At 62.5% G+C, this 14038-nt stretch carries 13 protein-coding genes; 6 read left to right on the top strand and 7 right to left on the bottom strand.

Translation table 11 applies throughout. The annotated features are described in order from the left end of the window. Positions 1-24 precede the first annotated feature (24 nt). Positions 25-2202, bottom strand: coding sequence for a malate synthase G (locus QMK50_RS11690; protein ID WP_095164309.1), 2178 nt, complete (start codon positions 2200-2202; stop codon positions 25-27). Between the two features lie 317 nt (positions 2203-2519). After that, on the bottom strand, positions 2520-2705 hold the full coding sequence (locus tag QMK50_RS11685) for a hypothetical protein (protein ID WP_143501081.1): 186 nt from the start codon (positions 2703-2705) through the stop codon (positions 2520-2522). On the opposite strand from QMK50_RS11685, the gene QMK50_RS11680 reads away from it, so the two are divergent. After that, positions 2704-3222, top strand: a complete 519-nt coding sequence (locus QMK50_RS11680; protein WP_095164307.1) for a glycine cleavage system protein R — start codon at positions 2704-2706, stop codon at positions 3220-3222. The two genes, QMK50_RS11685 and QMK50_RS11680, sit on opposite strands and share 2 nt — an antisense overlap. Before the next feature lie 222 nt (positions 3223-3444). Here QMK50_RS11680 and rarD read toward each other — a convergent pair whose 3' ends face one another. The 5 genes from rarD to QMK50_RS11655 all read right to left on the bottom strand — a co-directional run bounded on the left by rarD (position 3445) and on the right by QMK50_RS11655 (position 9198). Continuing rightward, positions 3445-4332 carry an EamA family transporter RarD gene (rarD, locus tag QMK50_RS11675; RefSeq protein ID WP_095164304.1) on the bottom strand — a complete coding sequence of 296 codons (888 nt, stop codon included), beginning with the start codon at positions 4330-4332 and terminating at the stop codon, positions 3445-3447. 206 nt (positions 4333-4538) lie between these two features. Beyond that, positions 4539-5513 (bottom strand): serine/threonine protein kinase, encoded by a 975-nt coding sequence (locus tag QMK50_RS11670; protein ID WP_159998273.1) that lies wholly within the window; start codon positions 5511-5513, stop codon positions 4539-4541. A gap of 146 nt (positions 5514-5659) precedes the next feature. Continuing rightward, a complete protein-coding gene (locus tag QMK50_RS11665) occupies positions 5660-7561 on the bottom strand; it encodes a PhoX family protein (protein WP_159998271.1) in 1902 nt (633 codons plus the stop codon). A gap of 73 nt (positions 7562-7634) precedes the next feature. Then, positions 7635-8399, bottom strand: coding sequence for a TOBE domain-containing protein (locus QMK50_RS11660; RefSeq protein ID WP_159998269.1), 765 nt, complete (start codon positions 8397-8399; stop codon positions 7635-7637). A gap of 58 nt (positions 8400-8457) precedes the next feature. Further along, positions 8458-9198 carry a ComF family protein gene (locus tag QMK50_RS11655; protein WP_320333153.1) on the bottom strand — a complete coding sequence of 247 codons (741 nt, stop codon included), beginning with the start codon at positions 9196-9198 and terminating at the stop codon, positions 8458-8460. Positions 9199-9295: 97 nt separating this feature from the next. On the opposite strand from QMK50_RS11655, the gene bioB reads away from it, so the two are divergent. The 5 genes from bioB (at position 9296) to bioD (ending at position 13879) form a co-directional block, all read left to right on the top strand. Continuing rightward, entirely contained in the window at positions 9296-10351 is a 1056-nt protein-coding gene (gene bioB / locus QMK50_RS11650; protein ID WP_095164297.1) for a biotin synthase BioB, read from the top strand. Positions 10352-10494: 143 nt separating this feature from the next. Next, entirely contained in the window at positions 10495-11673 is a 1179-nt protein-coding gene (bioF, locus tag QMK50_RS11645; protein WP_320333152.1) for an 8-amino-7-oxononanoate synthase, read from the top strand. Then, a complete protein-coding gene (locus QMK50_RS11640) occupies positions 11666-12397 on the top strand; it encodes an alpha/beta fold hydrolase (protein WP_095164293.1) in 732 nt (243 codons plus the stop codon). The genes bioF and QMK50_RS11640 overlap by 8 nt, the downstream gene beginning before the upstream one ends. Then, the gene (gene bioC / locus QMK50_RS11635) at positions 12390-13202 is read left to right on the top strand and encodes a malonyl-ACP O-methyltransferase BioC (protein ID WP_320333151.1); all 813 of its coding nucleotides are present in this window, start codon (positions 12390-12392) and stop codon (positions 13200-13202) included. The genes QMK50_RS11640 and bioC overlap by 8 nt, the downstream gene beginning before the upstream one ends. Further along, positions 13199-13879, top strand: a complete 681-nt coding sequence (gene bioD, locus QMK50_RS11630; RefSeq protein ID WP_159998261.1) for a dethiobiotin synthase — start codon at positions 13199-13201, stop codon at positions 13877-13879. The genes bioC and bioD overlap by 4 nt, the downstream gene beginning before the upstream one ends. Positions 13880-14038 lie beyond the last annotated feature (159 nt).

Genomic DNA, 14038 nt, shown 5'->3' with positions numbered 1-14038 from the left:
TTTTTGTCCGGCGTCAGCGCTTACTTAGAGGCCATTGGCAGCCTTGAATTCACGCCGGCGACGGTGCAGGACCGGCTCGGTGTAGCCGTTCGGCTGCTGGGTGCCTTCGATCACCAGTTCAACCGCCGCCTGGAAGGCGATGTTGCTGTCGAAATTCGGTGCCAGCGGACGATACAGCGGGTCGTTGGCGTTCTGGCGGTCAACCACCGGCGCCATGCGCTTGAGGCTTTCCATCACCTGATCTTCAGTGACGATGCCATGGCGCAGCCAGTTGGCGATGTGCTGGCTGGAGATACGCAGCGTCGCACGGTCTTCCATCAGGCCGACGTCATTGATGTCCGGGACCTTCGAGCAACCGACACCCTGGTCGATCCAGCGCACGACATAACCGAGAATGCCCTGGGCGTTGTTGTCCAGTTCGTTCTTGATCTGCTCGGCGCTCCACTGCGGGTTCACCGCCAGCGGGATGGTCAGGATGTCGTCCACCGAGGCGCGGGTGCGCTTGGCCAGTTCGGCCTGGCGAGCGAACACGTCGACCTTGTGGTAGTGCAGGGCGTGCAGGGCGGCAGCAGTCGGTGACGGCACCCAGGCGGTGTTGGCACCGGCGAGTGGGTGAGCGACTTTCTGCTCGAGCATGGCGGCCATCAGGTCGGGCATGGCCCACATGCCTTTACCGATTTGCGCGCGGCCTTGCAGGCCGGTGCTCAGACCGATATCGACGTTCCAGTTTTCGTAGGCGCCGATCCATTTTTCAGCCTTCATGTCGGCCTTGCGAACCATCGGGCCGGCTTCCATGGAGGTGTGGATTTCATCGCCGGTGCGGTCGAGGAAGCCGGTGTTGATGAACACCACACGCTCGCTGGCGGCCTTGATGCACGCCTTGAGGTTGATGGTGGTGCGCCGCTCTTCGTCCATGATCCCGACTTTGAGGGTGTTGCGTGGCAGTTCGAGGACGTCTTCGATGCGCCCGAACAGCTCGTTGGTGAACGCCGCTTCTTCAGGACCGTGCATTTTCGGTTTGACGATGTAGACCGAACCGGTGCGGCTGTTTTTGCGGGTGGTGTTGCCGTTGAGGCTGTGGATCGCCGCCAGGTTGGTCACCAGGCCGTCGAGGATGCCTTCCGGAACTTCGTTGCCGTCCTTGTCGAGGATCGCATCGATGGTCATCAGGTGGCCGACGTTACGCACGAACAGCAGGGAGCGGCCGTGCAGGCTCAGTTCGCTGCCATCAGGCGCGGTGTAGGTGCGGTCGGCGTTCATGGTGCGGGTAAAGCTCTGGCCGCCCTTGCTGACTTCTTCCGACAGGTCGCCCTTCATCAGGCCGAGCCAGTTGCGGTAGATCACCACTTTGTCGTCGGCATCGACGGCAGCGACCGAGTCTTCGCAGTCCATGATGGTGGTCAGCGCCGCTTCCATCAGTACGTCTTTGACACCGGCTGCGTCGGTCTGGCCGACCGGGGTGCTGGCGTCGATCTGGATTTCGAAGTGCAGGCCGTTGTGCTTGAGCAACACTGCGGTCGGTGCCGCGGCGTCGCCGTGGAAACCTATCAATTGCGCGTCGTTGCGCAGGCCGGTGTTGCTGCCGCCCTTGAGACTGACCACCAGCTTGCCAGCAACGATCGCGTAGCGGCTGGAGTCGACATGAGAGCCGGCGGCCAGCGGTGCGGCCTCGTCGAGGAAGGCGCGGGCGAAGGCGATGACCTTGTCGCCACGGACCTTGTTGTAGCCTTTGCCCTTCTGCGCGCCATCGGCTTCGCTGATGGCGTCAGTGCCATAGAGCGCGTCGTACAACGAACCCCAGCGAGCGTTCGAGGCGTTCAGGGCGAAGCGGGCGTTCATCACCGGCACCACCAGTTGCGGGCCGGCCATCCGGGCGATTTCTTCGTCGACGTTTTGCGTCGTAGCCTGGAAATCGGCCGCTTCTGGCAGCAGATAACCGATGTCTTGCAGGAAGGCTTTGTAGGCCACAGCATCGTGTGCTTGGCCGGTACGGGACTGGTGCCAGGCGTCGATACGCGCCTGGAAGTCATCGCGTTTGGCGAGTAGGGCTTTGTTCTTCGGGGCCAGGTCGTGAATGACCTTGTCGGCTCCGGCCCAGAACTTATCGGCGGTGAGGCCGGTACCGGGAATGGCTTCGTTGTTCACGAAGTCGAACAGGACTTTGGCGACCTGCAGGCCACCGACTTGAACGTGTTCAGTCATTGCTTGCCTCACTCTGCTCAGCTATTTCGCTTTTCAGCTCTTCAATTATGACAATGAAGCCACTGGCCATTTAAACCACAAACCGCCCTACCAGTACATGCCATGACGGGCGGCTGGGCGGGACCAATCAACGGCTTGGAGGCCTTGCTGACGGGGCTTTCAGGGTTGCGATTGGGCCTGCGGCAGACATCGATCCAACGTTATGTAGTGCGCGCTGCGGCATACTACATGATGAATTGCGGTTGTGAAAATTAGACTAATTACGTCGTTCTGCGACCCCATGACGCATTGCAGTCACGTCAGGGCACGGGATGTTCTCAAAAAACCATGAGATTGTTCCAGTTAAATATAAAAACTTGTACACGATTTGTGGTTTTCAGGGTTTCCGCTGTCGCGCCAATCACCGGCAATCGACTCACCGACGCATCGCGGCCGAGCATCACCAGCCCCTTGCCTATACTTGCCTTTCCAGAACAAAAGTCATGACTAGAGGGCTGCGCCATGGACCACCTCGTACTCACGGTATTCGCCCCGGATAAACCCGGTCAGGTCGAGCGCATTGCCCAATGTATCGCCGAACATGGCGGCAACTGGCTGGAAAGCCGCATGTCGCGGATGGCCGGGCAATTTGCCGGGATCCTGCGGGTGGGGGTGCCGGCCGAGGCCTACGACGAACTGGTGGATGCGCTGCAGGCGTTGGCCAGCCACGGGATTCGGGTATTGATTGCCGAGAGCGGGATCGAACAGTCCTGCACCTGGAAGCCGATTGCCATGGAGTTGGTAGGTAACGATCGTCCGGGAATTGTGCGCGACATTACCCGCCTGCTCAGTGAGCAAGGGGTCAACCTCGAGCGGTTGGTGACCGAGGTGCGGCCAGCACCCATGAGCAGTGAACCGCTGTTTCATGCCGAAGCCATTCTTGCGGTGCCCTTGACCCTGTCGCTGGACGTGCTGCAGTCGCGCCTGGAAACCCTGGCCGATGACTTGATGGTGGAGTTGGTGTTGCGTAGCGATCCGTAGGCGCAGGTAGGGTTATCCAAGAAAAACCTGCACCTGCCTGTGGATAACCTGTAGAGACAGGCCTGCAGCGCAGGCGGGCCGTGGCCTACGGGATATTGGTCAAAAAACCAGCAGTTTCAAGGGCTTGTGCACAAACGGCGGGGATCAGGTTGTGGATAACCTTGGGAAGGATGGCTGCAGGCCACGTACACCGTGGCTTGCAGCTTGTTGTGCGTTTTTTGATCAGTTGCGCCGGCGCAAACTGATCCAGGCATCGATGCTGTAGACCGCCAACCCGGCCCAGATAAACATGAAGGCCACCAGGGTGCTGGAGGACAGGTGTTCGCCAAACAGCAGCACTGCCTGCAACAGCACCAGGGTCGGCGCCAGGTACTGCAGGAAGCCCAGGGTGGTGTAGGGCAGGTGCCGGGCGGCGGCGTTGAAGCAGACCAGCGGCACCAGCGTCACCGGACCGGCCGCCACCAGCCACCAGGCTTCGGAGGTGGTCCAGAATTCAGCTTGAGCGCTACTTGCGGTCGGGTTGAAGAGCAGCCAGGCGACGGCAATCGGCACCAGCATCCAGGTCTCCACTACCAGCCCAGGCAGGGCCTTGACCGGCGCCTGCTTGCGGATCAGGCCGTAGAAACCGAAGGTCAATGCCAGCACCAGCGACACCCAGGGCAGGCTGCCGACTTGCCAGACCTGCTGCGCCACACCTACGGCTGCCAGGCCAACGGCCAGCCACTGCATGCGACGCAGGCGCTCACCGAGCAGCAGCATGCCCAGCAGCACGTTCACTAACGGGTTGATGTAGTAGCCGAGGCTGGCTTCGAGCATGCGCCCGTTGTTCACCGACCAGACGTAGGTCAGCCAGTTGGCCGCGATCAGCGTCCCGCTCAGGGCCAGGATCGCCAGGCGGCGCGGGTTCTCCCGCAGTTCGCGCCACCAGCCCGGGTGTTTCCAGACCATCAGCAGTAACGCGCCGAACAGCGCCGACCACAGCACCCGGTGGATGATGATTTCCACGGCGGGTACGCTGGCGATGGCCTTGAAGTAAAGCGGGAACAAGCCCCAGATGATGTAGGCACTCAGGCCCAGGATGTAACCGCGACGCGGGTTGGCGGCTTGCATGCAGAATCCTTGCTTAGGCAACTAACAAAGAGTGGATTGTAAGGAGATTTGTCGCTGGATGTCTTATCTGAACAGGTTGGATACCGGTTAAACCACAAAACTAATGTGGGAGCGAGCCTGCTCGCGATAGCGGATCAACATTCAACAGATTTGTTGAATGAGCCAGCGCTTTCGCGAGCAGGCTCGCTCCCACCTTGGGCCTGCGGTCAGAAGAGTTTCAGGGGCTCTTCGTTCAACGCCGATAATTGCTCACGCAACGCCAGCACCTGGTCGCCCCAGTAACGCTCGGTGCCGAACCAGGGGAAGCTGCGGGGGAATGCCGGGTCGTCCCAGCGACGGGCCAGCCAGGCGCTGTAGTGCATCAGGCGCAGGGCGCGCAACGGCTCGATCAGTGCCAGTTCGCGCGGGTCGAAGTCGTGGAACTCGCGGTAGCCGTCCATCAGCTCCGACAATTGGCTGAGGCATTCCTGGCGATCGCCAGCAAGCATCATCCACAGGTCCTGCACCGCCGGGCCCATGCGACAGTCGTCGAGGTCGACGATATGGAACATCTCATCGCGGCACATCATGTTGCCGGGGTGGCAGTCGCCGTGCATGCGGATGTTCTTGTGCGGCGTGCTGGCGTACACCTCTTCCACGCGCTTGAGCAGATCGCGTGCCACTGACTCGTAGGCGGGCAGCAAGCTGCGCGGTACGAAATTGCCTTCGAGCAGGGTGTTCAGCGAGTCATGGCCGAAATTCTTCACCCCCAGTGCTTCGCGGTGTTCGAACGGGCGGGTCGAGCCCACCGCGTGCAAACGCCCGAGCAACTGGCCCAGGCGGTAGAGCTGGTCGAGATTGCCCGGCTCCGGGGCACGGCCGCCACGGCGCGGGAACAGGGTGAAGCGAAAGCCGGCGTGTTCGAACAGGCTTTCGCCATTGTGAATCAGCGGCGCCACCACCGGCACTTCACACTCGGCCAGCTCGAAGGTGAAGCGGTGTTCTTCGAGAATGGCTTCGTTGGTCCAGCGCTGCGGGCGATAGAACTTGGCGATCAGGGGTTCGCTGTCGTCGATGCCGACCTGATACACGCGGTTTTCGTAGCTGTTGAGTGCCAGGACGCGGGCGTCGCTGAGAAAGCCGATGCTTTCAACGGCATCGAGCACCAGATCGGGGGTAAGTGTTTCAAACGGGTGAGACATGCTGACTCCTGCGCGCAGCAGGCTGCCGCGTCCGGCCAAGCATGGTAGCGCAGACGGACGCAGATAGGTGGGGGCTGTGCAGATGGCATCGCGAGCCGGCTCGCACAGTTGGCTGTGCAGGCGAGCCGGTTCGCGAAGGGCCTGGGTCAGGCGCCGACGATCCCGCCGTCTTCCCGGCGGATGGCCATGACCGAGGAGCGCGGCTTGCCGTTGGGCAGGTGCTCGGGGAAGGTCGAACCGCCGTTCTCACCGGGGTGCTGAATGCCGACAAACAGGGTTTTCTGGTCGGGCGAGAAGCTGATGCCTGTGACCTCACAACCTACCGGGCCGACCATGAAGCGGCGGATTTCCCCGGTTTCAGGGTCGGCGCAGAGCATCTGGTTGTTGCCCATGCCGGCGAAGTCCCCGGCATTGCTGGAGTCGCCGTCGGTCAGGATCCACAGGCGACCGGCCTGGTCGAAGCCCAGGCCATCGGGGCTGTTGAACATGTTCTGCGGGGTGATGTTCGACGAGCCGGCCTTGGCCGTGCCAGCGTGTAGCGTCGGGTTGCCGGCAACCACGAACAGGTCCCAGGCGAACGCCGGCGAGGCATGGTCGTCGCCCTCGGTGCGCCAGCGCAGGATCTGCCCGTAGACGTTCTTCTCCCGCGGGTTCGGTCCGCCCGCTGGCTGCCCCTCTTCCCCACGCTTGACGTTGTTGGTGAGGGTGCAATAGACCTGGCCGTCGCTCGGACTGACGACAATCCACTCCGGGCGGTCCATGCGCGTTGCGCCGACCACGCTGGCCGCCAGGCGCGCGTGAATCAGCACCTCGGCCTGATCGGCAAAGCCGTTGCTGGCGTCGATGCCGTTCTTGCCGTGGCTCAGTTCGACCCACTGGCCCTGGCCCTTGGGGTGATCGGGGTTGCTGTCGCCGGCATCAAAACGGGCGACGTACAAGGTGCCATGGTCCAGCAGGTCGTGGTTGGCCTTGGGGTTCTGGTGGTCGATCTTGTCGCGGCTGATGAACTTGTAGATGAACTCGCCACGCTCGTCGTCGCCCATGTACACCACCGCACGCCCGTCATGGGTTTCGGCTAGGGCGGCGTTTTCGTGCTTGAAACGGCCCAGGGCGGTGCGCTTGACCGGGGTTGACTGCGGGTCGAACGGATCGATTTCCACCACCCAGCCGTGGCGATTGAGCTCGTTGGGGTTTTTCGCCAGGTCAAAACGCGGATCGTGGGGGTGCCAGTTGATCTCTTTGCTGGTCGCCACTACACCGTAGCGTTTTTGCGCGGCGTCGAACTTCTGATCGGCATTGCTGCTGCCAAAACAGTCGGTGAAGTTCTCTTCGCAGGTCAGGTAGGTGCCCCAGGGCGTCTTGCCGTTGGCGCAGTTCTGGAACGTGCCGAGCACATTCAGGCCTTTGGGATCGGCGCTGGTCTGCAACAAGGCGTGGCCGGCGGCCGGGCCACCGACACGAATCGGCGCGTTGCCGTGGATGCGGCGGTTGTAGCGCGAGCCCTGGACGAAGTGCCATTGGCCGTCCTGGCGCTGCACTTCAATGACCGATACGCCTTCGCAGGCCAGGGCCTTGTGCACTTCTTCGGCCGATTGCGGCATGCCGCCGTGGGGGTAGAGGTAGCGGTAGTTGGTGTATTCGTTGTTGATGGCCATCAATGCGCGGTTGTCGTCGTCCGGGAACGCGAACAGGCTCATGCCATCGTTGTTGTCGCCGAACTGGGCTTCCTGCTGCAGGGCGGTGCCGTTGCCACTCGGGTCAAAGGCCGGGCCGTCCTTGTGCAGGGGTTGGCCCCAACTGATCAATACCGAGGAGGTGTAGCCCGCCGGCAGGCTGATGGTGTCACTGGTGGCGGCGGCGATACTGGCAAAACCCAGCAATTTGCTGTTGGCGGCACTGACGCTGGCGGCCATCACGCTGCGGCTCAACAGGTTGCCGCCGAGGAACATCGCGGCACCGCACAGCGCACCGGCACTGATAAAACCGCGACGGCTGAGGCCGACGATTTGTTCGAGGTCGGTGGCTTGGTTTTCTTCTAATAGGCTCACATCAGGCTCCCTGCTGGTTTTGGCAGTCACCATAAGGGGCGTTGATGACACAAATATTGCAGAGCTCAGCGGTTCACAGCGGTGTGCCGAGCAACACGTTGGCAGGGGAGAATTGCACCCGCACCGGTTTGCCAATCAGCAGGGAGTTGCTCCGCAGGTGCAATGGCTCGGCCAGGGCGCACAAGGTCTGACCGTTGGGTAGGACGATTCGCACCTCACTGGGGCCGTCTTCGGCGTCGAGAATCTGCTCGATCGTACCGTTCAGGGAGTTATAGCCAGGCGTAGGCGCGTGTTCGCTCGCCAGCAACTCGAGCCAGCCGGCCTTGATCAGCGCGACCACTTCGGTGCCGGCTTGCAGGTCCAGATGCTGGGTGCTGTCGTGGGTGATTTGCGCGTGCAGGGTCAGGCCGCCCGCCAGGGTCAGGGCGATCAGGTCATTGCGCCCTTGGGCCTCGATACCGGCGACCGTGCCATGCAACTGGTTGCGGGCGCTGGTGCGCAGCATCAAGCGACCGAGCAGGTCGAGGTCGCTGGCATCTTCTGCCGCCTCCAGGACCTGCGCTTGCAAGGCCTGCAGGCGCAGGTAGAGGCGCAGCACGCGCTCGCCCTCGCTGGACAGTCGCGCGCCACCGCCGCCCTTGCCGCCGACACTGCGCTCCACCAGGGGCTTTTGTGCCAGGTTGTTGAGTTCATCGATGGCATCCCACGCCGCCTTGTAGCTGAGCCCGGCGCTTTTCGCGGCGCGGGTGATCGAACCCTGTTCGGCAATGTGCTGCAGCAGCGCAATGCGTTGCGGGCGACGGACAATGTGTTGAGACAACAAAGTAGGCAAGGACATGATCTGCGCTGCGAGTACGGGTGATGGACTCGGACGTTGGCGGCTCGGCGCGTCGGAGTCAAGTTGGGGTGCCGGGTTTTGCGGTGCGCGCCAGGCAATAGACATCGACGCGGCTGGCGCCCGCGTCGATCAACAGGCGCGCCAGGCTCTGGGCGGTGGCGCCGGTGGTCAGCACATCGTCGACCAAGGCCAGGTGCCGGCCTTTGATAGCTGCCTGCGGGGTCAGCGCGAAGGCGTTGCGCAGGTTCTGCTGGCGCGCCCTGGCGCTGAGGTCCTGCTGCGCGGTGGTGTCGTGGATGCGTTGGAGCAGGTGTTCCTCGCTGGGTACCTGCAAGTTGGCGCTAAGCCAGTTGGCCAGCATCGCCGCCTGATTAAAACCTCGCGCGCGAAGCCTTTGGCGTGCCAGCGGTACCGGCACCAGTGCGGCGGGGCGCGGTAAACCTTCATCGAAGCAATGTTGCACGAATTGTCCGAGAAGTTCGCCCAACAGGCGGCCATAGGGCCAGTTCGCCGAGTGCTTGAAACGGGTGATCAAGCTGTCGACCGGAAAGCTATAGGACCAGGGCGCGATCACCTGGGCGAATGCCGGAGGGGCGCTCAGACACTGGCTGCAGACCTGGCCGCTGACGGCCAGGGGCAATGCGCAAACCGTGCAATGCTCGACCAGCCAGGGCAGTTCGGTTTCACAGGGTTGGCAAATGGGCTGCGGGGTGTCGGCTGGATCGTTGCAGAGCAAACATTGCTGTGTGTTTTTTAGCCAGATGTAAACCAGCCCTTCGTACTGTGGTTGACAGCGCATGAGTCTTCCTTAAATATGCTGAAACATCCGTGTTGTGCCTGTGGGAATTCGGTTTTTCCCGGGGTACGTGCCAAAGCATAAGAAAGGAAATGAGCCGATGAGCGCCAGCATCACCGCCAAATTGCGTCACGATTGGTCTTTGGCCGAAGTTAAAGCGCTGTTCGTTCAGCCTTTCAATGACCTGTTGTTCCAGGCGCAGACGGTGCACCGTGCGCATTTCGATGCCAACCGCGTCCAGGTCTCGACCCTGCTGTCGATCAAGACCGGCGCTTGCCCGGAAGATTGCAAATATTGCCCGCAGTCCGGTCACTACAACACCGGCCTGGAAAAAGAAAAGCTGATGCAAGTGCAGCAGGTCCTGGAAGAGGCCGCTCGTGCCAAGGCCATTGGTTCGACCCGTTTCTGCATGGGCGCGGCGTGGAAACACCCCTCGGCCAAAGACATGCCCTACGTGCTGGAGATGGTCAAAGGCGTCAAGGCCATGGGCCTGGAAACCTGCATGACCCTGGGCCGGCTCGACCAGGACCAGACCGCGGCCCTGGCGCAAGCGGGCCTGGACTACTACAACCACAACCTCGATACCTCGCCGGAGTTCTACACCAGCATCATCACCACCCGCACCTACAGCGAGCGTCTGCAGACCCTGGCCTATGTGCGTGATTCGGGGATGAAGATCTGCTCGGGCGGGATCCTGGGCATGGGCGAGTCGCTGGACGATCGCGCCAACCTGCTGATCCAGTTGGCCAACCTGCCGGAGCACCCGGAGTCGGTGCCGATCAACATGCTGGTGAAAGTGGCGGGCACACCGCTGGAAAACGCCGAAGACATCGACCCGTTCGACTTCATTCGCATGCTGGCCGTCGCGCGCATCCTGATGCCCCAATCCCATGTGCGCCTGTCGGCTGGCCGTGAGGCCATGAACGAGCAAATGCAGGCCCTGGCCTTCTTCGCCGGTGCCAACTCGATTTTCTACGGCGACAAATTGCTGACCACCGCCAACCCGCAGGCGGACAAGGACATGCAGTTGTTCGCGCGCCTGGGCATCTTGCCGGAGGCTCGCGAAGAGCACGCCGACGAGGTCCACCAGGCCGCCATCGAACAGGCGCTGGTAGAACAGAAAAGCAGCGAGCAGTTCTACAACGCGGCTGTTTAAGTCATATCTCTTGTCGAAGTGCGGTCCAGTGTGGGAGCTGGCTTGCCTGCGATAGCGGTCTGTCGGGCACATTGATGCTGAATGTGCCGCCGTCATCGCAGGCAAGCCAGCTCCCACAGGGTTGAGCGCTAATCGAGGTCTGCATGTCTTTCGATCTCGCCGCGCGTCTTGCGGCCCGTCGTGCCGAACACCTGTACCGTCAACGTCCACTGCTGCAGAGCCCGCAGGGCCCACAAGTGGTGGTCGATGGACAGCCGTTGCTGGCGTTCTGCAACAACGATTACCTGGGCCTGGCCAATCATCCCCAAGTGATTGAAGCCTGGCGCGCGGGCGCGGCACGCTGGGGTGTGGGCGGTGGCGCTTCACACCTGGTGATCGGCCACAGCACGCCGCACCACGAACTGGAAGAGGCCCTAGCCGACCTGACCGGTCGCCCGCGGGCGCTGCTGTTCACCACCGGTTACATGGCCAACCTCGGAGCGGTAACCGCGCTGGTCGGGCAGGGCGATACAGTGCTCGAAGATCGGCTCAATCACGCGTCGTTGCTGGATGCGGGGCTGTTGTCGGGCGCGCGTTTCAATCGCTACCTGCACAACGACTCCGTAAGCCTGTCCAGGCGCCTGGAGAAGGCCACCGGCAATACCCTGGTGGTCACCGATGGCGTGTTCAGCATGGACGGCGACATTGCCGACTTGCCTGCCCTGGCTCGGGAAACCAAAGCCAGGGGCGCCTGGCTGATGGTCGATGACGCCCACGGTTTTGGTCCGCTGGGTGCCACTGGCGGTGGAGTGGTCGAGCATTTCGGCCTGAGCCAGGAGGATGTGCCGGTATTGGTCGGCACCCTCGGCAAGGCCTTCGGTACGGCCGGTGCGTTTGTGGCTGGCAGTGAAGAGTTGATCGAAAGCCTGATCCAATTCGCTCGCCCGTACATCTACACCACCAGCCAACCGCCGGCCCTGGCCTGCGCGACCCTCAAGAGCCTGGAGTTGTTGCGCAGCGAGCATTGGCGACGTGAGCATCTGCAGGTGCTGATCCGCCAGTTCCGCCAGGGTGCCGAACAGATTGGCCTGGAACTGATGGACAGCGCCACGCCGATTCAGCCGATCATGATCGGCGATGCCGGGCGAGCGCTGCGGTTCTCGCAGATGCTGCGTGAGCGCGGATTGATGGTCACGGCGATTCGCCCACCCACCGTGCCGGCCGGCAGCGCCCGTTTGCGCGTGACCCTGACCGCCGCCCACAGCGAGGCACAGGTGCAGCTATTGTTAGAAGGGCTGGCCGATTGTGTACAGCATCTGGGAGCGGCGGTGAACCATGCGTGATCGACTGATTCTGTTGCCGGGCTGGGGCCTGGGTATTTCTCCACTGGAGCCGTTGGCGGCCGCGTTGCAAGGTCTCGACGAACACCTGCGGGTGGAGATCGAACCCTTGCCGGAGCTGGACTCCAGCGACCTTGATGAATGGCTCGAAGAACTCGACGCCAGTGTGCCGCAAGACGCCTGGCTGGGCGGTTGGTCACTGGGCGGGATGCTCGCCGCAGAACTGGCCGCCCGCCGTGGCGAGCGCTGCTGTGGCTTGCTGACGCTGGCGAGCAATCCATCGTTTGTCGCCCATGCCGAGTGGTCCAGCGCCATGCCGGCGCAGACGTTCGACGGGTTCCTGGCCGGTTGCAACGCCGACCCGCGCACCACCCTCAAACGCTTCAGCCTGCTCTGCGCCCAGGGCGCCGAAGACTCGCGCGGCCTGTCGCGGCTGTTGTTGGGCGGAGCCCCCCATACGGCGCCAGCGGTGCTGATGAGTGGCCTGGAACTGCTCGCCCAACTGGACACCCGCAAGGCCTTGCAGGCTTTCCGCGGGCCGCAGTTGCATCTGTTTGCCGGCCTCGATGGCTTGGTGCCGGCCGAGGCTGCGGGCGAGCTGTTGAGCCTGTTGCCCGATGTTGAAATTGGTCTGATTGAACAGGCCAGTCATGCGTTTCTTCTGGAAGACCCCCACGGTGTGGCGGGGGCGATCCAGGCCTTTTTGCACGAGTGCGGTGATGACTGATTTGTCTCTTCCCAACCTGCCCGGCGGTTTGCCCGACAAGCGCCAGGTCGCGGCGTCCTTTTCCCGGGCGGCGGCCAGTTACGACAGCGTGGCCGAGTTGCAGCGCGACGTGGGTAGTGAGTTGTTACGTCGGTTACCGGAAGATTTTGTCCCTGCTGTTTGGCTAGACATGGGCTGCGGCACCGGGTATTTCAGCCGAGCGTTGCAAGAGCGGTTTCCTGCGAGCGCCGGAGTGGCACTGGACATTGCTGAAGGCATGCTCAAGCACGCCAGGCCCTTGGGCGGGGCGCAGCATTTCATTGCCGGGGACGCGGAACGCCTGCCCCTGCAGGACGCCAGTTGCGACCTGGTGTTTTCCAGCCTGGCGGTGCAGTGGTGCGCCGATTTTGCCACGGTGCTCAGTGAAGCCTATCGGGTGCTCAAGCCGGGAGGGGTGTTGGCCTTTGCCAGCCTGTGCGTCGGCACGTTGTATGAACTGCGCGACAGTTGGCGGCAGGTCGACGGCCAGGTGCACGTCAATCGGTTCCGTGAGTTCAGCCGCTATCAGCAGTTATGTGCGGCCAGCGGTTTGAACGTGCTGGACCTGCAGCAGTGTGCCCATGTGCTGCAATATCCGGACGTGCGCAGCTTGACCCATGAACTTAAAGCGCTGGGCGCGCATAATCTGAATCCGGGTCGGCCAGGTGGGCTGACAGGTCGGGCGCGCATCAGTGGTTTGATCGCCGCCTATGAGCAGTTCCGTCAGGCGCAAGGGCTGCCAGCCACGTATCAGGTGGTCTATGCCGTATTGGAGAAACCTCGATGAGCGCAGCGTATTTCATCACGGGCACCGATACCGATGTCGGCAAGACCACGGTGGCCGCCGGCCTGTTGCACGCCGCACGCTTGGCAGGGTTGAGCACGGCGGCCGGCAAGCCAGTGGCTTCCGGTTGCGACGTGACGCCCAAGGGCCTGCGCAATGCCGACGCACTGGCGTTGCTGGCACAGTGTTCGTTGCCGCTGACCTACACCGAGGTTAATCCGCAGGCGTTCGAGCCGGCCATCGCCCCCCATCTGGCGGCACGCGAGGCCGGTGTTGCGCTGACGGTCCAGTCGCTGGTAGCGCCGATGCGCCATATCCTCGATAAGCAGGCGGACTTCACCTTGATCGAGGGCGCCGGTGGCTGGCGTGTGCCGCTGGCCGACCAGGATAATCTGTCGGACCTGGCGATGGCGCTGGGCCTGCCGGTGATCCTGGTAGTCGGGGTGCGCCTGGGGTGCATCAATCACGCTTTGCTGACCGCCGAAGCGATTGCCCGCGACGGACTGCAACTGGCCGGGTGGGTGGCCAATATCATCGAACCCAAGACCTCACGCCTGGAAGAAAACCTCGCAACCCTGGCCGAGCGACTGCCCGCGCCTTGCCTGGGACGGGTACCGAAACTCAAGGTGGTCACCGCCGAAGCGGTGGCCGAACACCTGCAACTGGATCTGCTCGACTAAAACGCCCACTCCTTTCCCGGTCGGCAGCGTGATGGATACGCTGTCGGGCCGGGCTATTGCTGCTCCTTCAACTAATCTTTGTGACACACGGTGATGCTTTGTGCATCGGCCGTGCGTTTTGTTGTGTGCGTAATTCAGGAGGCCGTTGACGAACGGCGA

The organism is Pseudomonas sp. P5_152 (assembly GCF_033989915.1).
Classification (GTDB): domain Bacteria; phylum Pseudomonadota; class Gammaproteobacteria; order Pseudomonadales; family Pseudomonadaceae; genus Aquipseudomonas.
This window is presented reverse-complemented; position numbering and strand designations above follow the sequence as displayed.